Source organism: Streptomyces sp. PTL18 (assembly GCF_059510295.1).
On sequence record NZ_JCAJZO010000001.1, the window covers coordinates 441,655 to 465,262 of the forward strand.

Below are 23,608 nucleotides of genomic sequence, written 5' to 3' on the forward strand. Positions count from 1 at the left end.
CCAACGGGACGAAGGTCCAGCTGCGGAGCTGCACGGGCGGTGGGAACCAGCGCCGGCGCGAGGAGAGCCGACCCCCGTACCCCCGACGCCCCATCACCCGACCATCGACACCTTGGGGATGCCATGAGAGACGGTTCCTTCACGAGACCTTCCCCCGACGGGAGCGGACGCCGGCTGCCGGCGCTGCCGCACGGCCGGTCCGCCGCGGACGCGACGGATACCACAAATACGGCATCCGTCCGACGTCAGCGCCGCCCGGGCCGCCGTTCCGTCGTCGCCCGGATGGCGGCCGCGGTCGTGGTGTTCCTCGGTGCGCTGGTCGCCGGCTCGGTCGCGACCGGCGCAGCGCAGGCCGCCACCTCCGGGCCGTGCGACATCTACGCGGCCGGTGGCACACCGTGCGTCGCGGCGCACAGCACCACCCGGGCGCTGTACGCCGCGTACAACGGCCCGCTCTACCAGGTCAGGCGCTCGTCCGACAACGCGACCCGGGACATCGGCGTGCTGAGCACGGGCGGATACGCGAACGCCGCCGCCCAGGACTCGTTCTGTTCCGGCACCACCTGCGTCATCACCGTCATCTACGACCAGTCCGGCCGGGGCAACCACCTCACCCAGGCGCCCGGCGGTGGCGCGGCCGGCGGCCCGGACGACCTGGCGATCGCGACCGCCGCGCCGACCACGGTCGGCGGCCACAAGGCCTACGGTGTCCATGTGGCCCCCGGTACCGGCTACCGCAACAACCACACCAACGGCATCGCCACCGGAGACCAGTCGGAGGGCATGTACGCGATCTTCGACGGCACGCACTACAACGGCGGCTGCTGCTTCGACTACGGCAACGCCGAAACCAGCAGCAACGACACCGGCAACGGCCACATGGAGGCCATCTACTTCGGGAACATCAAGGTCTGGGGCTACGGCACGGGCAACGGACCCTGGATCATGGCCGACCTCGAGAACGGCCTGTTCTCCGGAGTGAACGCGGGCTACAACGCGAACGACCCGAGCGTGAACCACCGGTACCTGACCGCCATCGTCAAGGGTGCACCCAACCAGTGGGCCATCCGTGGCGGCGACGCACAGTCCGGCGGCCTGTCGACCTTCTACAGCGGGCCGCGCCCCAACGTCGCGGGGTACAACCCGATGCACAAGGAGGGCGCCATCATCCTCGGCATCGGCGGCGACAACAGCAAGGGTTCCGCCGGCACGTTCTACGAAGGCGTGATGACGTCAGGCTATCCGTCGGACGCCACGGAGAACGCGGTGCAGGCGAACATCGTCGCGGCCGGGTACAGCTCCACGTCCACCGGGACGGGTCCCGGTGCGATCCACGCGACGGGCGCGGGCACGTGCCTGGACGTGCCGAACGGGTCCGCCACGGCGGGCACGCAGCTGCAGATCTGGGACTGCAACGGCGGCGCCGGCCAGACGTGGACCCCCACCGCCGCTGGGCAGTTGACCGTCTACAGCGGCGGCAGCCGGATGTGTCTGGACGCCTACGGCAACCGGACCAGCCCGGGCACCAAGGTCGAGATCTGGCCCTGCAACGGCGGAGCCAACCAGCAGTGGAACCTCAACTCCAACGGCACGATCACCGGTGTCCAGTCAGGGCTCTGCCTGGACGTGACGGGAGCCTCCACGGCCAACGGCGCTCCGGTGGAGCTGTGGACCTGCAACGGCGGCTCCAACCAGCAGTGGACCATGGGCTGAGCCCGGTCCCGCCCCGCCCCCGTGGCCGGCGCACCACCGGCCGCGGGCCGGGGACGTGGTGGACTCGGCGCCACCGCGCCCGCACGGACTCCTGGGCCGGTGCCGGCGCGTCCCGGGTGCCGGTCCAACGGGCCGACGGACCCGGCAGGGCACCGATCCGGCCGTCACGGGCCACGAGGCGGGCGCCTCGGCACGGCCGGCCACGTCGGGGAGGACGGGACCGACCCGGCGGCCTTCATCAGGTGAGGAACAGGGCTATGCGCGTGCGTGGTTCCCGGTCACAGCTGCCACACCACCGGCAGGGAGGCGTCGGCGCCTTCGGCCGAGTAGTCGTGGACGACGTCCAGCAGCTCGGCCATCCTGGCCTGCCAGGCGATGTTGACCGGCAGGTTCTCGAGCGCGGCGATCATCGCCGGGTAGTCCTCGACCTCCAGCAGATGGAACAGGTCGGTACCGCTGCGCCAGATCGTCCACTGACCGACCCCTGCGGCGCGGATGGCCGCGGTCAGTTCCTCGGGGACCTCACGGTGTGCCGCCTCGTACTCCTCGATGCGGTCGGCGCGGACCTTGGTGTGCAGGGCTACCCTCATGGCGACTCCTTCGACGGCGGGGCGGTGGGGATCGGCGTGCCCCGGGCCAGCAGTCCCTCGGCGCGCAACTCGTCCCACACCGAGGGCGGGACGGGGTGCCGCAGCTGCTCCACGGTGTCGCGCACCTCCTCGGCGGAGCGTGCCCCGGTCAGGACGCTCGCGACGGCGGGGTGGCCGAACGGGAAGTGCAGGGCGGCGGCGCGCAGCGGGACACCGTGGCGTTCGGTGACGCCTTTCAGGTGCAGGGCCCGGTGGAGGACCGGGCGCGGAGCGGGCGTGTAGTCGTACGTCGCCCCGGGCTTCGGGTCGGTCAGCAGCCCCGAGTTGAACACACCGCCGATGATCAGGCTCCGGCCCCGGGCGGCGGCCTCGGGCAGTACCTCGGCGAGCGCCTCCTGCTCGAGCAGGGTGTAGCGGCCGGCGAGCAGGACCACGTCGATGTCGGTCTCGCGCAGGAAGCGGGCGGGGAGCGCGCACTGGTTCGTTCCGATGCCGATCGCCTTGACGACGCCTTCGTCACGCAGCCGCTCCAGCGCCGGATACGCCTCGGTGAGAGCCTGCTCGGCGTGGTCGTCGGGGTCGTGCAGCAGTGCGATGTCGACGCGGTCCAGACCGAGGCGGTCCAGGCTCGCTTCCAGGGAGCGCAGCACTCCGTCCGCGCTGAAGTCCCAGACCCGCCGGTGGCTGTCGGACACGGCGAAACCGTGCGCGAGGTCGTCGCCGCGGCCACCCCGCGGGTTCGGCTCCAGCAGCCGCCCGACCTTGGTGGACACGGTGTACGCGTCCCGGGGACGGTCGCACAGCGCGGTGCCCAGACGGCGCTCGGACAGCCCGAGTCCGTAGTGGGGCGCGGTGTCGAAGGCGCGGATGCCCGCGTCCCAGGCCGCGTCCACGGCGGCGAAGGCCGCCTCGGCGGTGACCGGGCGGTAGAGGTTGCCGATGCCCGCGGCCCCGAACGAGACCTCGGTGACCCGAACGCCGGTGCCGCCCAGTGTCGCCGTCCTCATGAGCCGGCCGCCGGACGGAGTCTGAGCCCCTGCATGCCGCCGTCGACGGCGAGGGCGGTACCGGTCACCGAGGCGGCGGCCGGGGACGCCAGGTAGACCACGGCCGCCGCGATCTCCTCCGCGGTGACCAGGCGGCCCATCGGCTGCCGGGCGTCGAGGGCGGCGCGTTCGGCGTCCGGGTCGTCGGCGGCCTCCAGGAGCCGGGTCACCCAAGGCGTGTCCGCGGTGCCCGGGTTGACGCAGTTGACGCGGATGCCCTCGCGGACGTGGTCGGCGGCCATGGCGAGGGTCAGCGACAGGACGGCGCCCTTGCTGGCGGAGTACAGGGCGCGCCGGGGGAGACCGGCCGTGGCGGCGATCGAGCAGGTGTTGACGATGGCCGCAGTGCCCGGGCGGGCAGTGGCAGCGCGCCGCAGATGCGGCAGGGCGGCGCGGGTCGTGCGGACCATGCCGAGGACGTTGACGTCCAGGACGAGGCGCCACTGTTCGTCGGGATTGTCCTCGACCGTGCCGACGGCGCCGATACCCGCGTTGTTGACGAGGATGTCCAGACCGCCGAGCCGCTCGGCCGCTTCCTCCACGGCGAGGCGTACCGAGGTGTCGTCCCGGACGTCGCCCTTGAGGGCGTGCAGGGGCTCGGGCACCCCGGACGGTTCGACGTCGAGCACGGCCACCGCCGCGCCGCGCGCCGACAGTGCGCGGGCCGTGGCGAGCCCGATGCCGGACGCGCCGCCGGTGACGAGGGCCCTGAGCCCTGAAAGACCGGTCATGAGGCACCTTCTTTGCGGGCACGGTCGGCGACCCAGAAAGTCCCGTCCGGGAAGTGGTAGGCGGCGAGGGACTCCTCCCGCATGGTGGCGGAGAATCCGGGGGCGAGCGGGGCGGTGTAGTGGCCGTCGCGCATCACCACGGGCGCGGTGAAGTGCTGGTGGAGGTGGTCGACGTACTCGATGACCCGGTTCTCGGTCGTACCGGACAGGGCGAGGTAGTCGAACATCGACAGGTGCTGGACCAGTTCGCAGAGCCCCACCCCGCCGGCGTGCGGGCACACCGGCACCCCGAACTTCGCGGCGAGCAGCAGGATCGCCAGGTTCTCGTTGACTCCGCCGACGCGGGCCGCGTCGATCTGCAGCACGTCGATGGCCCCGGCCTGGAGGAGCTGCTTGAAGACGATGCGGTTCTGCACGTGCTCGCCGGTGGCGACCTTCACGGGGACGACCGCCTGGCGTACGGCCGCGTGGCCGAGGACGTCGTCGGGGCTGGTGGGCTCCTCGATCCAGTAGGGCCCGAACTCGGCGAGCGCGTTGGTCCACTCGATCGCGTCGTCCACGTTCCACCGCTGGTTGGCGTCGACGGCGATGCGGATGTCGTCGCCGACGGCGGCACGAGCGATGCGCAGCCGCCGGATGTCGTCGCCGAGGTCGGCGCCGACCTTCAGTTTGATCTGGGTGAACCCGTCGGCGACGGCCTGCTTGGCCAGCCGGGTCAGCTTGTCGTCGGAGTAACCGAGCCAGCCGGGTGAGGTGGTGTAGCCCGGGTAGCCGCGCTCCAGCAGCACCGCCTCACGGTCCGCGAGCCCCGCCCTGCCCTCACGCAGGAGAGTGAGGGCGTCCTCGGGGGTGAGGGCGTCGGCGATGTACCGGAAGTCGACCTGGGAGACCAGCCACTCCGGTTCGGCGTGGGCGAGCAGCCGCCACAGCGGCCGGCCGGCCCGCTTGGCCGCCAGGTCCCAGACGGCGTTGACCACGGCGCCGATCGCCATGTGCATCACGCCCTTCTCGGGGCCGAGCCAGCGCAGCTGGCTGTCACCGATCAGGTCGCGGCTGAGCGAGCCCGGGTCGGCGCAGAGCTCCGCGACGGAGCGGCCCACGATGTGGGGCCGCAGGGCTCCGATCGCGGCGACCTGCACCTCGTTGCCGCGTCCGATGGTGAAGGTGAAGCCGTGGCCCTCGAGTCCGTCACCTGCGTCGGTGCGCAGCACGATGTAGGCGGCCGAGTAGTCGGGATCCGGGTTCATCGCGTCGGAACCGTCCAGTTCCCGCGAGGTGGGGAAGCGGACGTCGTACGTGTCGACCGCGGTGATCCGGGCTGGGATGGCAGTCAAGGGAGTGCCTTTCATGCTTGGCCGAAGGTCTGGCGCTGGCTGCCGAGCCTGTCGACGGAGAGTTCGACGGTGTCGCCGGGGCGGAGGTAGGGCGTTCCGGGCAGACCGAGGGCCACGCCTGCGGGCGTGCCCGTGTTGATCACGTCGCCCGGCTCCAGCACCATGTACCGGCTCAGGTACGCCACGACGTGGTCGACCGGGAAGATCATGTCCCGGGTGTGCCCGCTCTGCCGCTTCACGCCGTTGACGCTCAGGTGCAGCCCCAGGTGCTGGGGGTCGCCCACCTCGTCGGCGGTGACCAGCCACGGGCCGAGCGGGTTGAAGGTCTCGCAGGACTTGCCGAGGTCCCACTGCGGGGAGTACTCCAGCTGGAACTCCCGCTCCGAGACGTCATGACTGATCGCATAGCCCGCGATCACGTCCCGTGCGTCCTCGGGGCCGTCGAGATAGCGCGCCCGGCGGCCGATGACGACCGCGAGCTCGACCTCCCAGTCGGTCTTCACCGAGCCACGGGGGACGAGCACCTCGTCGTAGGGGCCGACGACGGTTCCCGGGTCCTTCATGAACACCACCGGCCGCTCGGGGATCGCCGCGCCGGTCTCGGCGGCGTGGTCCCGGTAGTTCAGGCCGATGCAGACGATCTTGCCGGGCCGGGCGACCGGCGGGCCGATCCGCAGTCCGTCCGCCTCAAGTACGGGGAGGGCTCCTGCCGCGACCGACGCCCGGGCACGGTCGGCACCGTCCGAAGCGAGGAACGCGCCATCGATGTCGGAGGTCACGGAGGACAGGTCCAGCAGCCGGCCGTCGTCGGTGCGGACAGCGGGCCGCTCTTCGCCGGGGGCGCCGACTCGTAGCAGTTTCACTGGCAGTTCCCTTGCCATAGGCGGTTCGCGGAGGGAGGTGACGGCCGCTCGTACGGGCCGTGCCGCCAGTTGTGCCCCGACCGGGTCATGCGGAGAGCCTCAGCGCTCGCCCCCAGTCATCGGATGTGTGGCGGCATCGCGACTGTAGACGCAGCGGAGCCGCCTGACAACGCATACCTCGGATGTATTTCCCTGGCGCCGACGGTTCGCGCCCATCCGGGGCGACTTGGCGCCCGACATCAGCCGAAGCCGGGGCGGCACACGGACGTTTCCTCGGATGACTGAGGCGCCGGCTGCACAGGGCAGGGTCCGCCGGTCGGAGCCTTGAGCCGGTACGCCGAGAACAGCCGGAGCGGGTGAAGGCGCCCCGGCGCGCCGCTCCGCCGACGCTGCGCCCGACCGGCCGGCCGCGGTCGTTTCCGAATCGTGAGCCTGAGTCGCTCCCTGGGGCACGATCGGCCGACTGAGCCAAGCCGCAGGTCGCAAAGGGAACATGACGAGCCGACGACTCGTTCTGGCGCGGTTGCGGAGCCTCACGCCGTCATGCGGAGCAATTCAGTGGTGGCGGACCCTTGTCAACGTCTGCAACGTCGTCGTAACGTCCTCGGCGTCCGAGAGACATCGGAGGAATAGCTCGAAACGCTCCAGATTCCCCTATGAATGGGACAGTTCGCGCGCCTGGCCTCCAGCTCTCGACACCGGCTGCCCCTCACTTCCGTCCCCCTCGGGCGCGGTCCGCACTGCCTGGTGCCGGGCCACCGTCTGCCCGGCCCGCGGCCTCGCCCGTCCCTCCCCGGCAGGCGAGTACGCCCCCCTCTCACCGTCGCCCCGCGGTCCTCCGCCCCGCCAAAGGAGACAACACGGCCATGAAGCTCACTCGCACTCGCTCGACCGCCACCGCTGCCGCCGCCGTGCTCGCGGTACTGGCCCTCGCCACCGCGTGCAACCGCGGGAGCGCCGCGTCGGTCGGCTCGGGCGGCGGCAAGCCGGCCATCGGCATCGACGTGCCCCGCGCCGACTCCGACTTCTGGAACTCCTACGCGCAGTACCTGAAGAAGGACATCCACGCCGACGGCATCAACGCCCTGCCGATGAGCGACTCGCAGAACGACGTCACGCACCTTGTCGCCAACGTGCAGGTGTTCCGCAACACCGGTGCCAAGGCCATCGTCATGGCCCCGCAGGACACCGGTGCCATCGCCTCCGCCCTCGATGACCTGTCGGCCGCGAAGATCCCGGTGATCAGCGTCGACACCAGACCCGACAAGGGCAATGTGTACATGGTCGTCCGTGCCGACAACAGGGCGTACGGCACCAAGGCCTGCGAGTTCCTCGGCAGGCAACTCGGCGGCGAGGGCAAGGTGGCCGAGTTCCAGGGCGCCCTGGACTCCATCAACGGCCGCGACCGCTCGGAGGCGTTCGCCGCGTGCATGAAGGAGAAGTTCCCGAAGATCAAGGTGTTCGAACTTCCCACCGACTGGAAGGGCGACGTGGCCTCGGCCAAGCTGCAGAGTCTGCTCGCCCAGAACCCCGATCTGAACGGCATCTACATGCAGGCGGGCGGTGTCTTCCTGCAGCCGACCCTGGCCCTGCTGCAGCAGAAGGGCTTGCTGAAGCCGGCGGGCCAGAAGGGGCACATCTCCATCGTCTCCAACGACGGCATCCCGCAGGAGTTCGACGCGATCCGCAAGGGCCAGATCGACGCGACCGTCTCCCAGCCCGCCGACCTCTACGCCAAGTACGCGCTGTACTACGCCCAGGCCGCAGCCCAGGGCAAGACCTTCAAGCCGGGCCCGACCGACCACGGCTCCACCATCGTCAAGCTCCCGAACGGTCTGGAGGACCAGCTCCCCGCCCCGCTGGTGACCAAGGCGAACGTGGAGGACAAGACCCTGTGGGGCAACAACGTCCCGCAGTGACCCGGGCCACCGCCCACAGCTGCCGGGGGACCGGCGGCCCGTTCGCCCGGCAGCGCCCCAGCACCACGGATCCGGGTTCACCCCGCGCTCCTCGGCCCCCAGCATCCGTACCCGAAGGACGGTATCCACCATGGCGGACACCGCCACCACCCCGGCGGCCGGCCCCGCAACCCGGGCCCCGGTCGCCGAGGCGACCGGCATCAGCAAACGGTTCGGCGCCACCGTGGCGCTGCGCGACGCCCGTATCAGCGTCGCCGAGGGCGAGTCGCACGCCCTGGTGGGACGCAACGGCGCCGGCAAGTCGACGCTCGTGTCGATCCTCACCGGCCTCCAGCAGCCCGACGCCGGTTCGCTGCGCTTCTCCGGTGAGCCGGCGCCCGCCTTCGGCGACATCGACGCCTGGCGCTCGAGGGTCGCCTGCGTCTACCAGCGGTCCACCGTGATCGGTGAGTTGACCGTCGCCGAGAACCTCTTCCTGAATCGGCAGAGTCCCGGCGCGGTGCGCCCGATCCGCTGGAAGCACCTCAGACAGCGTGCCGAGGAACTCCTCGCCGAATACGGTGTCGCCGTCGACCCCGCGGCGCGGGCCAGGGACCTGACCGTCGAGCAGCGGCAGTTCGTGGAGATCGCCCGTGCGCTGTCCTTCGGCGCCCGTTTCATCGTCCTGGACGAGCCCACCGCCAAGCTCGACGCCCGCGGCATCGGCCGCCTCTTCGACAGGCTGCGGGACCTGCAGGGCCAGGGCGTCGCCTTCCTCTTCATCTCGCACCACCTGCAGGAGGTGTACGACCTCTGCACGACCGTCACGGTCTACCGAGACGCCCGCCACATCCTCACCGCACCCGTGGCCGAGCTCGGTCACCACTCACTCGTGGAGGCCATGACCGGCGAGACCGCCTCCACGGCCACCGCCTCCGCGGCCGCGTCTCCGGCCGCGCTGACCGACGGGGCTGAGCTGCTGCGGATCGACGGCCTGACACTGCCCGGCGCCTGCGAGGACCTGTCCCTCTCGGTGCGCTCCGGTGAGGTGGTCGGGCTCGCCGGAGCGACGGCCAGCGGCAATGTGCAGGTGGGTGAGGCCATCGCCGGTCTGCACCGTGCCAAGGCCGGCAGGATCTCGGTCGGCGGCAGGAGCCTGCGCACCGGCAGCGTGCCGTCCGCCCTGGCCGCCGGAGTGGGTTTCGTCCCCGAGGACCGGCATCTGCAGGGCCTGGTCAACGGCCGCAGTGTGGCGGAGAACGCGACGCTCACCGTCACCGACCAGCTCGGTCCGTTCGGCACCGTGCTGCCCGCCCGCACCAGGGCCTTCGCCCGGCGCATGATCAGGGACCTCGACATCAAGACCCCGGCGGCCGCCACCCCGGTCTCCGCGCTGTCCGGCGGCAACCAGCAGAAGGTCGTCGTCGCCCGCGCCCTGGCCACCGACCCGCACGTGCTCGTGGCCATCCGCCCCACCAACGGTGTGGACGTCAAGTCCAAGGAGTTCCTGCTCGGCAGGATCCGACGGGCAGCCGACGAGGGCAAGGCCGCCCTGATCGTCTCCGACGAACTCGACGACCTCAGGGCCTGCGACCGGGTCGTGGTCATGTTCCACGGACGGGTGGTCGCCGAGTTCGACCGCGGCTGGACGGACGACCAGGTGGTCGCCGGCGTCGAGGGCGTCGCCGACACCACCACCCCCACCGCCGCGGCCACGGCGTCCGGTACCGACGAGCACGGAAGGTAGACATGTCCGCCACCACAGATGTCACGGAGCCCGCATCGCACACGGTGGAGCCGGCCGCCGCGGACACCGCACGGCGCCGCCTCGACCTGGGCCGCTTCCGTGAACTGTCCCTGATCCCGGCCATCCTCGCGCTGGGTCTGATCGGTTTCATCGTCTCGCCGGCCTTCCTCACCGCCGACAACCTCATCGGTGTGGCGCAGCAGTCCACCGAACTGAGCCTGCTCGTCCTCGCCACCGCCCTCATCCTCATCTGCGGGCGCATGGACCTGTCCCTGGAATCCACCATCGGCGTGGCCCCGGTCATCGCCGTATGGCTGGTACTGCCCACCAGCGGTGGGCGGTTCAACGGACTCGGGCTCTTCCCCGAGTGGATGGCGGTGCCGCTCTGCCTCCTGGTCGGAGTGGCGATCGGTGCCCTGAACGGATTCCTCATCCTCAAGCTGCGGCTCAACGGGTTCATCGTCACCCTGGGCGGGCTGACCATGCTGCGCGGCCTCCAGGTCGCACTGTCCGAGGGCCAGTCGATCGTGGACCTGCCGCCCTCGTTCAGCTACCTGGGCAGGGCGTCCTGGCTCGGTGTACCGGCCGCCATCTGGATCTGCGCGGTGCTGTTCGCGGCGGGTGGCAGCGCACTGGCCTGGCTGCGGCACGGGCGGGCCCTGTACGCGATCGGCGGCAACGCTGAGGCGGCACGCACCGCCGGCATCCGCGTCGACCGGATCGTGTGGATCGTGCTCATCCTCGGCAGCCTGCTGGCCGCGTTCGCCGGCATCCTCTACAGCGGACACTACGGCTCCATCTCGGCGACGCAGGGCAGCGGCTGGATCTTCCAGGTCTTCGCCGCGACCGTCATCGGCGGAGTGAGCCTCAACGGCGGCAAGGGCTCCGTGTTCGGCGCCCTCACGGGCGTCCTGACCCTCCAGCTCGTCGTCAACGTCATGACGCTGGCGGGCGTACCGCCGCTGTGGAACCAGTTCCTCAACGGCGCCATCATCATCGTCGCCCTGATCATCTCCCGCTTCGCCTCCGGCGAGAAGCAGGAGTAGCGGCGGCCGGTGCGCCGCTCCGCCCCGGCCTCGGTGCCGCGTGGCGGAGCGGCGCGCGCACATCCCACCGGTAAGGAAAGGCACCCGCGTGGCACTCACCGACGAAGCGATGGACAAGATCAAGGCGATGATCGTCGCCGGTGAACTGGCGCCCGGGTCCCGCCTGCCCAAGGAGGAGGTCCTCGCCGGGCAGCTGGGCCTGTCCCGCAACTCCCTGCGCGAGGCCGTCCGCGCGCTCACCGCGATGCGCATCCTGGTCGTACGGCAGGGCGACGGCACCTACGTGTCCAGTCTGGAGCCCCACATCCTCCTGGAGACGCTCTCCTTCGCCTCGGACGTCTCCCAGGGGCGGACCGCCCTGCAACTGATCCAGGTCCGCAGGCTCCTGGAACCCCAGGCGACCGGGCTGGCCGCCGCGCTGCTGACGCCGGATGACCTCCGGGAACTCGGCGACATCCTGGAGCGGGCCAAGTCGGCCGCCACGGTCGAGGAGTTCGTCGCCCATGACATCGCCTTCCACGCGAGGATCGTCGAAGCCGTCGGCAACCCGGTGCTGTCCATGCTGCTGCGCGTGCTGTCCACCCGCACCCAGCGGGTACGCATCGTCCGGGGCAGCCGGGCCCGACGCGCGGTGGAGAACGCGCACCGGGACCACGACCAGATCCTCGGCGCGCTCCGGGCACGCGACGCACTGCTGGCCGCCTCCACCGCGGCGGTTCACATCACCGCCGTCGAGCAGTGGCTGGCGGCAAGCCTGAGGGACGCACCCGAGGAACCCCTCGCCGGCTGACCGCTGCGTCCGCCTGGCTCCCGCCGCCGCCCGACACCCCTCCGAGCCGGCCGGACGGCGGGCCACCAACGCGGACGAGCCGAGCACGCAGCGCAGGCACTTGCGGGCCGGAGTGACAGGCGGCCGCCGCCCCCTGTGGGCGACCGGGGCCGCATCCACACGCAGCGCCGGTGAGCCTCTGTGTTCTCCACGACCTGATGGACGCGCCCACAGGAGGTCGCGGGCCACCGTCCTCCCGTCCTCTTGTCCTCCCTCGACCGCCTACCCCAGGGCCCGTAGCCGGGCGACGGCGTCGGCCAGGCGGCCGCGGCAGAACGCGCGGTGGTCGGAGTCGAAGCCGCGGGGTCCGCACTCGATGACGAGCAGCAGGCCCAGGTAGAGCTCGTACAGGGCGAGCCGGTGCCGGAAGGCGGGGCCCAAGTCGAGGCTGCCGCCCGCCTCGGTGTAGCCGGCGACCAGATCGCTGTCCGGTCCGGTGTCCCCGCCGAATGCCAGGGAGACCAGCTCGGCGGCCGGGTCGCCCCAGAAGGCCCGCTCGTGATCGATGAGTCCCGTGATGCGGGCGCGTCCCACGCCACCGGCCGGGTGGTCGCCCAGATCCACGAAGATGTTGCCCGGCCACAGATCGAAGTGCACCAGGCGGGGTTCGGTGACCGCGTCGAGCGCGTACCCGCCCTCGTCCACCAGCCCCCGTATCTCGGCGGGAGCAACGCCGAACGACGACTGCCAGCGCTCGGCGTCGTCGAGCAGTGCGTTCACCATGGCGGCGAAGGCCGTCCGCCAGTCGGAGGCGGACAGCGCGGACTCGGCGGCCGGATAACCGAACCGGCCGTCCTCCGGCGCCAGGGTGTGCAGACGTGCGCTGATCGCGCCCAGTTCGCGACGCAGCACCGAGTTCACCGCGGCGGGAAGGCGGTCACCCGCCTTGTCCCACGGCACGCCCTCCAGAAGGGAGAGGACGAGGAAGTCCTCCCCCGCGTACAGCAGATCCGGCGTCGGCACGCCGCCACCGGGGAGCGCGGCGATCCGCCGGTAGACCATGGTCTCTGTCGCAAGGATGCCGCGCTCGTAGCGGAGGACCTCGGCGCCGGCCGGCGGGGCCAGTTTGACGACGGCGGCCCTGCCGTCGTCGAGCACGACGCGGTAGGCCGCGTTGAACCAGCCGTCGGTCAGCTCGGCCTCCACCCGGCACCCGACACCGGCGCAGGACCGCAACAGCGTGTCGAGCCGACCGGCTGACATCCGGCGCTTGGTCTGACTCTGCATGGCTCCCCGGCTTTCGGAATGGCGTTGCGCGAGTGCGTACGCGGCGGACTGGAGATCCCGGGCCCGGCGTGCTCGACGCGGTCCCGGGAGTCGGCACGCCCCGTCCGAGCATCGAAGCGCTTCAACATGGCCGGGAGAGTACGGGAGAGTAAAGGCGGCTCCGAAGATGCGCAAGATCCCCGCAGAGATGAACCACCACGTCACCCGTACCGGCACCACGGTCACCGGCTCCGCCTCCTGAGCAGACCCACCGTGCCCCCGGTGCGGAGCTACCGCTCCCCCGGCTCCGCACCCGTCCTCGGGCGAGTGCTGGCGCCCGCGTATCGCGGGGGTGAGGCTGGAGGCGAGCAAAAAGACACCGACGTGCCGTTCGTCTGACCGCACGGCCACGATGATCGGCAGTCCTCGGCCAGTAAGCGAAAAGAACGAGCGAGGGGCTGGAGGCAGCCGTGGCGATCCTCGCATTTCTTGTGCTCGTCACCGCGACGATCTTGGTATTGGTTGGCACTCTCGTGCTCTTCATCGGCGCCCTCCTGGCCCTGGTCGCCATACTCCTGGCGGCCGTCGGCGGTTTCCTGATCTTCATGGGCATGGCCACCCTCGCAGGAGGGGCCCTCTCCCTGATCCGAACGGCACTGAGGCGGATGCGCAGGCGAGACCAGGGGCAGTAGATCGCGGGCAGACCTGCGACCTCGGCGCGCGCCGATATCCCGCGCGGCGCCGACGTCCCGCGCAGCGCCGACGTCCCGCGCAGCGCCGCTGAGCCGTCGGCGGCCAGGGCCCGGGTACGCGCACGGCGAACGAGCCGCTCGAGCCGGTCGTCGGCCCGGCGGTATTGCCGGACGCCCCCTCAGCCTTGTCCGCCCGGTGCCCGGCGACCAGACGGGACAGCTCCGCACGAGAGGAGGTGATCAGCTCGCGGTAGGTCCGCCCGAGGGGCTGTCCACGATCCCTGCGCCGAGGAAGAGCCGGCGGACGATCTCCACGATCGCGGGCCGTCCCGGCCGGCTTCGGCCGTCTCGCGTTCCCGGCGGCGCTGCGCCTACGTCTGTGGCGGTGTGGGGAGCCGATCGCGGCGGCAAAGGGAGCTCACCCGGCATTCGTCTTCGGGTCTCCCAAGCGCGCGTCAGGCCCACCGGGTCGCACCCGCGTAGGGGCTGTCCACATGGCCGGCGGGAGTGGGCAGGGGCCCGCAACCGACCGGTGGCCGACCCTCGCGACCCGGCCACCGGTGATGTAGAGGCGCGCTTACGGAGCCATCTCGTACGCGCCGGACAGCGCCTCGACCCGCTGCCAGACCCGCTGCGTGCGTGCCTCGTCGACGACCGGCCGCCGGACCGCACCCAGCGCCCACTCCTGCTGCTGTTCGGTCGCAGAGTCCTTGCCGTGCAGTTCGACGGCGTGCGCGGAGAAGTCCCGCACGAGGACGGCGAAGAGTTCGTCGAGCACGTCCTCGTCGAGTCCGGTCAGGGCGGCCTGCTCAAGGACCAGCTGCCCGTGCACGACGAGGGCGAAGAGCTGACCGATCGCGAGGACGAGGTCGAGGTCGCGGCTCTGCTCCGCGTCGGGGGCGGCGGTGGCGACGAACGTGCAGAGTGCGTCGGCCTGTTCACGGAAGCGAGTCACGTTGGGCAGGTGCGCGTACGCGTCGAAGGCGGGACGCCAGTCGTGGAAGCGCACCGAACCGAGGCCGCGGGCCGGTCCCTGCCGGAACAGGAAGTCGTCGTCGGCCGCGTCCGGGCGGGGCGGCACGCCGGGGTACTCGACCGGGTCCAGGAGGTGGCTGCGCATGAACTTCAGGATCAGCGCCAGGTTGACGTGGACCGTACCCTCCAGCTTCGGCAGACCACGGATCTCCACGGCCGCCTGGCCGAAGTAGTTGTCCTTCTCGAAGCCCTTGGCCGCGATGACGTCCCACATCAAGTCGATGACCTTCTCGCCCTCGGTGGTCACCTTCATCTTCGTCATCGGGTTGAAGAGCAGGTAACGCCGGTCGTCCGGGCCGGCGGAGCGGAAGTAGTCGACAGCGCGGTCGCTGAAGGACTTCATTCCGACGAGCCTGACGTACGCGTCGGTCAACTCGCGCCGCACGTGCGGGAAGTCGGTGACGGGGCGCCCGTAGAGGATGCGGTTGTGGGCGTGGGTGACGGCCTCGTACATCGCGTGCTCGCAGATGCCGATCGAGGCGGTGCACAGGTTGAACTTGCCGACGTTGACGGTGTTGAGGGCGGCGTCGAAGGCGGCGCGGCCGGTGTGCAGGACGTCATCGGCCGCTACGGGATAGTCGGCGAGACGGAACTCGCTGACGTACTTCGAGGAGTCGACGACGTTCTTGACCAGGCGGTAGGCCGGGTGACGGCTGTCGGCGGCGAAGAAGACGTAGCCGTCGGGCCCCTCGACGTCGGTACGACGGCCGAAGACGGAGACGAGTGCGGCGGCGTTGCCGTTGCCGATGTAGTACTTGGAGCCGGTGGCCCGGAAGCCGCCGTTGCCATCGGGCTCGAGCAGCATGTCGGTGGAGTAGATGTCGGCGCCGTGGGCCTTCTCGGACAGGCCGAACGCGAAGACCTCTCCCTGTGTGAGGAGTTCCGCGGCGCGGGAGCGGGCGGCGTGGTTGCCGCTCTGCCAGACCGGACCGAGGCCGAGGATCGTGACCTGCCAGGCGTACCAGTAGTCCAGGCCGTAGAAGCCCAGGATCTCGTTGAGCGCGGCGATCCGGGCGGTGTCCCACCGCTTGTCCGGCTCCCCCTCCCCCGCTGCGGACGACGGCGTCAGGAAGGTGGCGAACAGGTTCTCCTTCGCTGCGAAGGAGAGGAAGTCGCCAAGCCACGCGCGGGTCCGGTAGTCCTCCATCAGTCGCGCCTTCCCACGCTCCTCGAACCAGTCGACGGTGGCACGCAGCAAGCGGCGCGTCTCGGGGTCGAAGTGCGCGGGGTCGTATGTGCGCGGGTTGAACAGCAGCGGGTCAGCCATGGTGACGACGCCTTTCGGCTGGTGGACGGGGGGAATCGGGAGGTCTGACGGCTGGACTGGCCTGGTCGGGAGAACCGGCGGAGGGTGGGGCGGCGATCAGCGGCCCGGACCGAACCGGGCCAGCGTGGCAAGCACGTCGTCCAGCCAGTCGATCATCATCCGCTCGTACGCGATGCCGCCGCGCAGGACGACGTGCTGGAGCTCCCGCTCCGCGTCGAGCGGCACCTCTGAACCGGTCGTGCTTGCCGCGCGCCCCGTGAAGTCCCGCGCCTCTCCCGCGAGATAGTGCGCCAGCCGGTCCCGGTGCGCCTGCCGGTGCCGATCCACCTCGTCCATCAGGGCGGCCGGGTCGTCGAAGGCGGCGCCCCGGATCTTCACGGCCACGTCGTGGCGGACACTCTCCGGCTCGGTCGGATCACGCAACCAGGAGGACAGCGCGGCCCGGCCGAGGTCGGCGACGCTGTACTCCTTCTTGTCCGGCCGGCCCTGCTGCGGGACGTCCCGGACGTCGACCCAACCGTCGGTCTCCATACGCTTGAGCACGCGATAGATCTGCTGGTGGGTCGCGGTCCAGAAGTAGCCGATGGACCGTTCGAAGCGCCGGGCCAGCTCATAGCCGGATCCCGGCCTCTCCAGAAGCGACACCAAAATCGCGTGTTCGAGCGCCATGTTACCGAGCTTGCTATGCAACTCGTTGCATAGCAAGCCTCGCCCGCTCCGATGCGACGCGGCTCACTCCCCGCCCCCCTCCGGTACTCCAGGTATGTCCGCTTCTCACCGTTCGTGTAGCTGCTGAGCCACTGCTGGACCGCGCGAAGCACTTCCGCAGAGCTCGTCGCGAGCAACACCAGCACATGGAGCAGCGGCATCAGCTGGTCCGCGGTGGCGGCGTGGCCGCTATGGGCGGCGAGGAACACGCGGAGGGCGTCGCGGAGGAGTTCGCGGTGTCGACCGCTTCCCTCGGCCCGGCCCCTCTTCGTTGGGCATGGTGGCCACACGCACAGCCGATCCCTGAACTATGTTGTCCCGCCACATGTGCGCCTGACCTGCATGTTTCTACGGTGTGGCGACACACAGACGTCCCCACCGCACACGAGGAAGTGGCGCCGATGGCCTCCGAAACCACCGCTCCCCCACCCCCCGCAAGCCTCCCCAGGATCGTCGCCGCCAGCCTCATCGGCACCACCATCGAGTGGTACGACTTCTTCCTCTACGGGTCCGCTGCGGCGCTGGTCTTCAACAAGCTGTTCTTCCCCGGCTCCGACCCACTGGTGGGAACGCTCCTGTCCTTCCTGACGTACGCAGTCGGATTCGCCGCCAGGCCGCTCGGCGCCCTGGTGTTCGGGCACTACGGTGACCGTCTCGGGCGCAAGAAGCTGCTGGTGCTGAGTCTGCTGCTGATGGGCGGCGCGACCTTCGCCATCGGACTGCTGCCCACGCACGCCGGCGTCGGCACCGCCGCACCGGTGCTGCTCACCACGCTGCGCCTCGTGCAGGGCTTCGCGCTCGGCGGTGAGTGGGGTGGCGCCGTGCTGCTCGTCTCGGAGCACGGCGACGCTCGGCGACGCGGTTTCTGGGCCTCCTGGCCGCAGACCGGAGCGCCGGCCGGGCAGTTGCTCGCCACGGGTGTGCTGTCGTTGCTGACCGCCGTGCTGTCGGACGACGCGTTCGCCTCCTGGGGGTGGCGCATTCCGTTCCTCCTGTCCGGGGTACTGGTGATGGTCGGTTTGTGGATTCGTCTTTCCGTCGATGAATCGCCCGTGTTCCGGCAGGCGTTGGCTCAGGCCGAGGCGCGCAAGGCGGACCCGGGCGCTGATGCGGAGAAGTTGCCGCTGGTGTCCGTCCTGCGTCACCACTGGCGCGACGTACTGGTCGCGATGGGCGCGCGCATGGCGGAGAACATCAGCTACTACGTGATCACCGCCTTCATCCTCGTCTACGCCACCACGTCGGCCGGCGTCTCCAAGCAGACGGCCCTCAACGCCGTCCTGATCGGCTCCGCCGTGCACTTCGCCGTCATCCCGGCATGGGGCGCACTGTCGGACCGGATCGGCCGCCGGCCCGTGTATCTCCTGGGCGCGGCCGGTGTCGGTCTGTGGATGTTCCCGTTCTTCTCGCTCATCGACACCGGGGGATTCGGGTCCCTGACCGTCGCCGTGACCGTCGGTCTCGTACTGCACGGGGCGATGTACGCGCCCCAGGCGGCCTTCTTCTCCGAGATGTTCGCGACCCGCATGCGCTACTCGGGCGCGTCCATCGGCGCCCAGTTCTCCGCGGTGGCGGCCGGCGCTCCGGCACCGCTCATCGCGACCGCGCTGCTGTCCGAGTACGGCAGCTCCACGCCGATCGCCCTGTATGTGATCGCCGCGGCCGTCCTCACCCTGATCGCGGTCGGTGCCGCCGGGGAGACGCGCGATCGCGACCTTGCCCGGGTGGAGTCCGCGGACGCCGAGCCCTCTGGGGCGCGGGCGGCGGATGCGCGTACCGCCTGAGTCCGGATCTCCCGGCCGGTCCCGTGCGTACCCGCGTACGGGGCCGGTGCGCGTCGTGCGGCGGCGCATCGAGTGAGCCGCTCAGTGTCCGGGCCGGGCGGACAACCGGTGCAGCCTGAGCGCCAGCTGTATCTCCAGGGCGCGGGCCGGGCTCTGCCAGTCGTCGCCGAGGAGCCGGCCCACCCGCTCCAGGCGCTGCGCCACCGTGTTCACATGGACGTGCAGTTCGTCCTTGGTGCGGGCCGGGCTCATCCCGCAGGCGAAGTACGCGTCGAGGGTGCGGAGGAGGTCGGTGCCGCGCCGTTCGTCGTAGGCGACGACCTCGCCGATCGTGCGTTCGACATAGCCGGCGATGTCCCGGTCCCCGGCGAGCAGCAGGCCCAGGAAGCCGAAGTCCTCGGCGGCGGCCCCGTCTCCGACGCGGCCCAGCAGCCGCAGGGCGTCGAGGCAGCGAAGTCCCTCCGCGTAGGCGGCGGCCACGGTGTCGGGGCGGCGGGCGAGGTCCTCGACGGGGGCGGAGGCGCCGACGGTGACCGGTTCATGGACCGCGGTGCCGAGGTGCCGGGCGGTGCGTCGGGCCAGGTCCGTCGCCGTGTCGCCCGGATCGAGCGGCAGCAGCAGGACCGTACCGCCGTCACGGGCGGCGGCGAGGCCGTGCCGCGTGGCCGCCAGGTGGGAGGCCGCGGACCACAGACGGCGGCGGGCGGCTGCTTCCTGGTCGGCGTCGGGCGCGGCGCCGTCGAGGCGGGCGGCGAGCACCACATGGGTGGCGTCGAGGTCCGCGTGCAGGCGGGCGGCGCGCTCGCGCAGCACGCGCGGGTCGCGGTCGCGGGCATCGAGCAGGTCGTCCAGCAGCTCGCCCCGGACACGCTGTTCGGCCTCGACGGCCGAGCGGCGGGCGAGCAGCAGCAGTGAGGTGACCATGGCCGCGCGCTCCAGGGTGCGCTGGTCGACGGGGTCGAGCCCCGGATGGCCGCGCAGCACCAGCGCGCCGAGCAGTTCTCCGCCGGCCGCCACGGCGGCGATCCAGTCGTCCCCGTGCCGGACGGCGTGGCCCTCGGCGCGGGACGCCTCCAGAGGCGCGGCCGGGGCCGCCTGCGCCTCGGTGAACTCGACCGTCCCGTCCAGGACCTGGGACACCGCCGCCGCCACGTCGTGGACGCCGCCGCCGCGCAGGACGAGTTCGGCGAGCCGGTCGTGCACGTCCGAGGCGCGCTCGATGACGGCGCTGCGGTCGCGGATGATCTCGTTGGCACGGGCCAGCCGGTCCAGGGCCGAGCGTGTCTCGGTGAGGAGGTTGGCCGTGTCGATGGCGGCGGCGGCCAGCGCCGCGAACGAGCCGAGGAGGGCGATCTCCTCCCGCTCGAAGACCCGGGCCCGCCGGTCGGCGGCGAACAGGACCCCGATGACCTGGGCGCCGATCATCAGCGGTACGCCAAGGATCGCCACGAGCCCCTCGTCGCGCACTCCCGTGTCGATCGTCCAGGTGTGCTGGAAGCGGTCGTCCTGGAAGTAGTCGGGCGTCACATAGGGACGGGCGGTCTGGGCGACGAGCCCGCCGAGTCCCTCGCCCATACCGAGCCTCAGCTGCTGGAAGCGTGCGGCGACCGAGCCCTCGGTGACCCTCATGTAGGTGTCGCCTGCGGCCTCGTCGTGCAGGGTGAGATAGGCGACGTCGGTGCTCAGCAGGGAGCGGGCGCGCTGGACGATCGCCTGCAGGACGGCGTCGAGGTCGCGCAGCCCGGCCAGGTCGTGGGCGGTCTCGAAGAGCGCGGACAGCTCGGCCTCGCGGCGGCGTCTGCCTTCCATCTCGGCGCGCACGTGCAGTGCGAGCCGCTTGGCCTGCTCGAGCGCGCGAACGCGCTCGGCCGGCAGGCCCTCGGCGCGGGCGAGCAGCACCGGCTGCTCGTAGGCGTCGGCCGACGCGCCCCGGGCCAGGAGCTCCAGGAACGGCGCCTCGGCACCGGTGCCGGGGCGCTGCGCGGACTGTACGTGATCGCGGGACATGCCCCCAGAATGGCTCACGGCAGGCCCGGGGTCGCCGGGCCTGTGGACAACTTCCGACATGTCCCTGCTCAGTGGGCGGTCCAGCCGCCGTCCAGGACCAGCGAGGTACCTGTGATGAAGGACGCCTGCGGACTGCACAGATAGGCCACCGCCTCGGCGACCTCCTCCGGTTCGATCAATCGCTTGACGGCGCTGTCCTGGAGCAGCACCTCGGACAGCACGCGTTCCTCGGTGATCCCGTGCGCCCGCGCCTGGTCGGAGAGCTGCTTCTCCACGAGGGGCGTGCGCACGTAGGCAGGGTTCACACAGTTCGAGGTGACTCCGTGCGGGGCGCCTTCCAGGGCGGCGGTCTTGGACAGCCCTTCCAGCCCGTGCTTGGCGGAGACGTATGCCGCCTTGTACGCGGAGGCGCGCAGCCCGTGGACCGACGAGACGTTGACGACACGGCCCCAGCCCTGCCCGTACATGTGGGGCAGCGCTCCGCGGATGAGCCGGAAGGGGGCTTCCAGCATCACCGTCAGGACGGTGTGGAAGACGTCGGGCGGGAACTCCTCAAGGGGCCGCACCAGTTGGATCCCGGCGTTGTTGACGAGGATATCGGTGCCGGCGGCGGCGTGTTCGGCCGCGTCCAGATCGGTGAGGTCGAGGACGTGGGGTTCGACGGTTCCCGCCAGATCGCGGGCCGCGCCGGCCAGGGCGTCAAGGCCGGCGGTGTCCCGGTCGACCGCTCTGACCTTGGCCCCGGCCGCGGCCAGCCGCAGCGCGCAGGCGCGGCCGATGCCGCCGGCGGCGCCGGTGACGAGGGCGGTGCGTCCGCCCAGATCAACTGAGGTGGTGTGGGGGTGCGGCACGGTCATGAGTCGACACTAAGCAGCGCTAGCACCCCATATGGTCACCACCCATACTTCACAGCGGATTCGTGGCGTCGAACCATGTGGGTGCATCCGATAGGGCTTGCTTGATCCGCAGCAGGCCGAACTCGTTCAGCTCCGGCAGAGAGTCCACCGGGAACCAGCCCACCTCCAGCGACTCGTCGTCGTTCACGCGCGCCTCGCCCCCGACGGCGCGGCAGCGGAACGTGATGTCCATGTACTGGCACGTGTCGCCGTTGGGGTAGGTCACCGGAGCCAGGGCCTGCACGAGGACCACACGCTCGGCGACGCACCGCACGGCAGTCTCCTCGTAGACCTCGCGCACGGCGCAGGCCGCGGGCTGCTCCCCCGGATCCGGGATGCCGCCGATCGCCGACCACCGGCCGGTGTCGGCCCGGCGGCCCAGCAGCACCCTGCCGTCGTCGTCCAGGACGATGGCGGTGACGCCGGGGAGCCAGAGCAGCTGATGGCCGGCGGAGGTCCGGATGGTCCGGATGAAGTCGGGAGTAGCCATGGGCCGACCCTAGCGGGTCGGTTCTGTCACTCCCGCGTCTTCGGGCCGGACGGCCTCGACGTGGCGGTCGCGGCGGCCGCGCGCCGCCGGCACCAGCGCCCACCCGAGACCGCCGGCCGCGACGAGTACGAGGAGCATCTCGGGAAGGGTGCCGAGCCGGGTGGCGGGGGTCGTGGAGGAGCGCAGCGGCACCTTCTGGACGAGCGAGTCGGCGACGAACATGCCCGTCCGCCGGGTGATCCTCCCGTCGGGCATGATGATGGCGCTGACACCGCTGGTCACCGGGACGGTGACGGTGCGGCTGTGCTCCACCGCCCGCACCCGGGACATGGCGAGCTGCTGGTACGTCATCTCGCTGCGGTCGAAGGTCGCGTTGTTGCTGGGTACCGAGATCAGCTGGGCGCCGTCGGTCACGGTCGACCGCACCGTCCAGTCGAAGGCGGCCTCGTAGCAGGTGACCAGCCCCACCTTGGCGCCCGCCATGCTGAACACTCCGGGCCTGTGTCCCCGGCTGAAGTCCTGGCGGACCATCGCCGTCCAGTCGGGGTTGATCGCACCGAGCAGCGAGCGCAGCGGAAGGTACTCGCCGAACGGCTGCACCTGCCGCTTGTCGTACGTGTCGATGGGGCCTTTGGCGGGGTCCCACAGGATCTGCTCGTTGTAGAGCCTGCCGTCCCGCCCGACGACACCGCCGACCGAGACGGGCACCCCGATCGCCTTGGCGGCGCGGTCGATCACGGCGGCGGCGTCGGGGTTGGCGAAGGGATCGACGTCGGAGGAGTTCTCGGGCCACAGCACGAAGTCGGGCCGCGCGACCTTGCCGGCCTTGACCTCGGCGGCCAGACGTTCGGTCTCCCGCGCGTGGTAGTCCAGGACGGCGCGCCGCTGGGCGTTGAACGCAAGCCCGGCGCGCGGCACGTTGCCCTGGATGACGGCCACGGTCGCGGTCCCGTTCTCCGCCTTGTCGCTGACCAGCGACCGTGCGGCGAGAGCACCCGCCACGGGAGCGGCGACGCTGATCAGTGCCGCGACGGCCGCCCCGCGCCGCAGCGCGCTTCCGCTGCGCCGCCACTGGACGACGAGCCGTACGACGTCGTGGAGCCCGAAGCCGCACAGGACGACCGCGAAGCCGAGCACCGGGGTGCCGCCGACCGCGGCGAGCGGCAGGAAGACACCGTCCGCCTGGCCGAAGGCGATCTTGCCCCAGGGGAAGCCGCCGAACGGCACTCGCGCGCGTGCCGCCTCCCCGGCGATCCACACGGCTGCCGCCCACACCGGCCAGACGGGCAGCCGGGAGACCAGTGCGACGCCCGCGCCGACCAGCGCGATGAATATCGCCTCCACCGCGACGAGCGCGAGCCACGGTCCGGAGCCGACCTCGACGCCGGTCCAGACGAGCAGCGGCAGCAGAAAGCCGAGGCCGAACAGGTAGCCGAGGCCAAGACCCGCCTTCCAGGTGCGGCCGCGCACGGCCCAGCCCAGGACGGCGAACGCCGGAAGGGCCAGCCACCACAGTGTCCGGGGCGGAAAACTGACGTAGAGCAGCACTCCGGACAGGGACGCGGCGGCGGCCGGAACGACACGCCGCACCCGGCGAAGGGCACGGGGTACGGGTGCGGTCTGGGGTTCGAGCTGTTCCGGCTCGCCCACGGATGTTGCGGTGACGGTCACCCGGGGAGTCTACGGCGCGCGACGAGGGCGCGGACAGCACGGCCCATGGCCGGCC

19 protein-coding genes are annotated in these 23,608 nt (G+C 71.2%); 7 read left to right on the plus strand and 12 right to left on the minus strand.

What is annotated here, in order from left to right:
• Positions 1-282: 282 nt before the first annotated feature.
• Positions 283-1,713 (plus strand): arabinofuranosidase catalytic domain-containing protein, encoded by a 1,431-nt coding sequence (locus tag AC5WS8_RS02040; RefSeq protein WP_496101488.1) that lies wholly within the window; start codon positions 283-285, stop codon positions 1,711-1,713.
• A gap of 278 nt (positions 1,714-1,991) precedes the next feature.
• On the opposite strand, the gene AC5WS8_RS02045 is transcribed toward AC5WS8_RS02040, so the two are convergent.
• Genes AC5WS8_RS02045 through AC5WS8_RS02065 form a run of 5 tightly spaced genes read right to left on the minus strand, consistent with a single transcriptional unit; the run spans position 1,992 to position 6,277 of the window.
• Positions 1,992-2,303 carry an L-rhamnose mutarotase gene (locus AC5WS8_RS02045; protein ID WP_496101489.1) on the minus strand — a complete coding sequence of 104 codons (312 nt, stop codon included), beginning with the start codon at positions 2,301-2,303 and terminating at the stop codon, positions 1,992-1,994.
• Positions 2,300-3,310, minus strand: a complete 1,011-nt coding sequence (locus AC5WS8_RS02050) for an aldo/keto reductase (protein ID WP_496101490.1) — start codon at positions 3,308-3,310, stop codon at positions 2,300-2,302. Before AC5WS8_RS02050 ends, AC5WS8_RS02045 begins: the two co-directional genes overlap by 4 nt.
• Complete coding sequence (locus AC5WS8_RS02055; RefSeq protein ID WP_496101491.1) at positions 3,307-4,080, minus strand: SDR family NAD(P)-dependent oxidoreductase; 774 nt, start codon at positions 4,078-4,080, stop codon at positions 3,307-3,309. The genes AC5WS8_RS02050 and AC5WS8_RS02055 overlap by 4 nt, the downstream gene beginning before the upstream one ends.
• Positions 4,077-5,414 (minus strand): L-fuconate dehydratase, encoded by a 1,338-nt coding sequence (locus AC5WS8_RS02060; RefSeq protein ID WP_496101492.1) that lies wholly within the window; start codon positions 5,412-5,414, stop codon positions 4,077-4,079. Before AC5WS8_RS02060 ends, AC5WS8_RS02055 begins: the two co-directional genes overlap by 4 nt.
• Before the next feature lie 11 nt (positions 5,415-5,425).
• A complete protein-coding gene (locus tag AC5WS8_RS02065) occupies positions 5,426-6,277 on the minus strand; it encodes a fumarylacetoacetate hydrolase family protein (protein WP_496101493.1) in 852 nt (283 codons plus the stop codon).
• Positions 6,278-7,143: 866 nt separating this feature from the next.
• On the opposite strand from AC5WS8_RS02065, the gene AC5WS8_RS02070 reads away from it, so the two are divergent.
• The 4 genes from AC5WS8_RS02070 to AC5WS8_RS02085 all read left to right on the plus strand — a co-directional run bounded on the left by AC5WS8_RS02070 (position 7,144) and on the right by AC5WS8_RS02085 (position 11,758).
• The gene (locus tag AC5WS8_RS02070) at positions 7,144-8,196 is read left to right on the plus strand and encodes a sugar ABC transporter substrate-binding protein (protein WP_496101494.1); all 1,053 of its coding nucleotides are present in this window, start codon (positions 7,144-7,146) and stop codon (positions 8,194-8,196) included.
• A 130-nt stretch (positions 8,197-8,326) separates the two neighbouring features.
• Positions 8,327-9,922 (plus strand): sugar ABC transporter ATP-binding protein, encoded by a 1,596-nt coding sequence (locus AC5WS8_RS02075; RefSeq protein WP_496101495.1) that lies wholly within the window; start codon positions 8,327-8,329, stop codon positions 9,920-9,922.
• Positions 9,923-9,924: 2 nt separating this feature from the next.
• Positions 9,925-10,968: an ABC transporter permease gene (locus AC5WS8_RS02080; protein ID WP_496101496.1), complete on the plus strand. Its 1,044-nt coding sequence runs from the start codon at positions 9,925-9,927 to the stop codon at positions 10,966-10,968.
• An 88-nt stretch (positions 10,969-11,056) separates the two neighbouring features.
• Complete coding sequence (locus AC5WS8_RS02085) at positions 11,057-11,758, plus strand: FadR/GntR family transcriptional regulator (protein WP_496101497.1); 702 nt, start codon at positions 11,057-11,059, stop codon at positions 11,756-11,758.
• Positions 11,759-12,019: 261 nt separating this feature from the next.
• Here the strand turns inward: AC5WS8_RS02085 and AC5WS8_RS02090 are convergent, their stop codons facing one another.
• The gene (locus AC5WS8_RS02090; RefSeq protein WP_496101498.1) at positions 12,020-13,024 is read right to left on the minus strand and encodes a phosphotransferase family protein; all 1,005 of its coding nucleotides are present in this window, start codon (positions 13,022-13,024) and stop codon (positions 12,020-12,022) included.
• A 497-nt stretch (positions 13,025-13,521) separates the two neighbouring features.
• Between AC5WS8_RS02090 and AC5WS8_RS02095 the strand changes: the two genes are divergently transcribed.
• Positions 13,522-13,695, plus strand: a complete 174-nt coding sequence (locus AC5WS8_RS02095) for a hypothetical protein (RefSeq protein WP_496101499.1) — start codon at positions 13,522-13,524, stop codon at positions 13,693-13,695.
• A gap of 577 nt (positions 13,696-14,272) precedes the next feature.
• Here the strand turns inward: AC5WS8_RS02095 and AC5WS8_RS02100 are convergent.
• On the minus strand, positions 14,273-15,997 hold the full coding sequence (locus AC5WS8_RS02100) for an acyl-CoA dehydrogenase family protein (RefSeq protein WP_496101500.1): 1,725 nt from the start codon (positions 15,995-15,997) through the stop codon (positions 14,273-14,275).
• Between the two features lie 96 nt (positions 15,998-16,093).
• A complete protein-coding gene (locus AC5WS8_RS02105) occupies positions 16,094-16,666 on the minus strand; it encodes a PadR family transcriptional regulator (protein WP_496101501.1) in 573 nt (190 codons plus the stop codon).
• Between the two features lie 440 nt (positions 16,667-17,106).
• Between AC5WS8_RS02105 and AC5WS8_RS02110 the strand changes: the two genes are divergently transcribed.
• Complete coding sequence (locus AC5WS8_RS02110; RefSeq protein WP_496101502.1) at positions 17,107-18,489, plus strand: MFS transporter; 1,383 nt, start codon at positions 17,107-17,109, stop codon at positions 18,487-18,489.
• A gap of 81 nt (positions 18,490-18,570) precedes the next feature.
• Here AC5WS8_RS02110 and AC5WS8_RS02115 read toward each other — a convergent pair whose 3' ends face one another.
• The 4 genes from AC5WS8_RS02115 to lnt all read right to left on the minus strand — a co-directional run bounded on the left by AC5WS8_RS02115 (position 18,571) and on the right by lnt (position 23,553).
• Entirely contained in the window at positions 18,571-20,496 is a 1,926-nt protein-coding gene (locus AC5WS8_RS02115) for a helix-turn-helix domain-containing protein (RefSeq protein WP_496101503.1), read from the minus strand.
• Positions 20,497-20,564: 68 nt separating this feature from the next.
• Entirely contained in the window at positions 20,565-21,353 is a 789-nt protein-coding gene (locus tag AC5WS8_RS02120; protein ID WP_496101504.1) for a 3-hydroxybutyrate dehydrogenase, read from the minus strand.
• A gap of 49 nt (positions 21,354-21,402) precedes the next feature.
• Positions 21,403-21,882 carry an NUDIX hydrolase gene (locus tag AC5WS8_RS02125; protein ID WP_496101505.1) on the minus strand — a complete coding sequence of 160 codons (480 nt, stop codon included), beginning with the start codon at positions 21,880-21,882 and terminating at the stop codon, positions 21,403-21,405.
• A 9-nt stretch (positions 21,883-21,891) separates the two neighbouring features.
• Entirely contained in the window at positions 21,892-23,553 is a 1,662-nt protein-coding gene (lnt, locus tag AC5WS8_RS02130; protein ID WP_496101506.1) for an apolipoprotein N-acyltransferase, read from the minus strand.
• Between the last annotated feature and the right edge of the window lie 55 nt (positions 23,554-23,608).

Bases quoted from the DNA above. Each gene is read 5' to 3' on its own strand.
- AC5WS8_RS02120 (WP_496101504.1), bottom strand. From the start codon at position 21,353: ATGACCGTGCCGCACCCCCACACCACCTCAGTTGATCTGGGCGGACGC.
- AC5WS8_RS02105 (WP_496101501.1), bottom strand. From the start codon at position 16,666: ATGGCGCTCGAACACGCGATTTTGGTGTCGCTTCTGGAGAGGCCGGGA.
- AC5WS8_RS02125 (WP_496101505.1), bottom strand. From the start codon at position 21,882: ATGGCTACTCCCGACTTCATCCGGACCATCCGGACCTCCGCCGGCCAT.
- AC5WS8_RS02110 (WP_496101502.1), top strand. From the start codon at position 17,107: ATGGCCTCCGAAACCACCGCTCCCCCACCCCCCGCAAGCCTCCCCAGG.
- AC5WS8_RS02040 (WP_496101488.1), top strand. From the start codon at position 283: ATGGCGGCCGCGGTCGTGGTGTTCCTCGGTGCGCTGGTCGCCGGCTCG.
- AC5WS8_RS02075 (WP_496101495.1), top strand. From the start codon at position 8,327: ATGGCGGACACCGCCACCACCCCGGCGGCCGGCCCCGCAACCCGGGCC.
- AC5WS8_RS02070 (WP_496101494.1), top strand. From the start codon at position 7,144: ATGAAGCTCACTCGCACTCGCTCGACCGCCACCGCTGCCGCCGCCGTG.
- AC5WS8_RS02050 (WP_496101490.1), bottom strand. From the start codon at position 3,310: ATGAGGACGGCGACACTGGGCGGCACCGGCGTTCGGGTCACCGAGGTC.
- AC5WS8_RS02100 (WP_496101500.1), bottom strand. From the start codon at position 15,997: ATGGCTGACCCGCTGCTGTTCAACCCGCGCACATACGACCCCGCGCAC.
- AC5WS8_RS02055 (WP_496101491.1), bottom strand. From the start codon at position 4,080: ATGACCGGTCTTTCAGGGCTCAGGGCCCTCGTCACCGGCGGCGCGTCC.
- AC5WS8_RS02080 (WP_496101496.1), top strand. From the start codon at position 9,925: ATGTCCGCCACCACAGATGTCACGGAGCCCGCATCGCACACGGTGGAG.
- AC5WS8_RS02045 (WP_496101489.1), bottom strand. From the start codon at position 2,303: ATGAGGGTAGCCCTGCACACCAAGGTCCGCGCCGACCGCATCGAGGAG.
- AC5WS8_RS02090 (WP_496101498.1), bottom strand. From the start codon at position 13,024: ATGCAGAGTCAGACCAAGCGCCGGATGTCAGCCGGTCGGCTCGACACG.
- AC5WS8_RS02115 (WP_496101503.1), bottom strand. From the start codon at position 20,496: ATGTCCCGCGATCACGTACAGTCCGCGCAGCGCCCCGGCACCGGTGCC.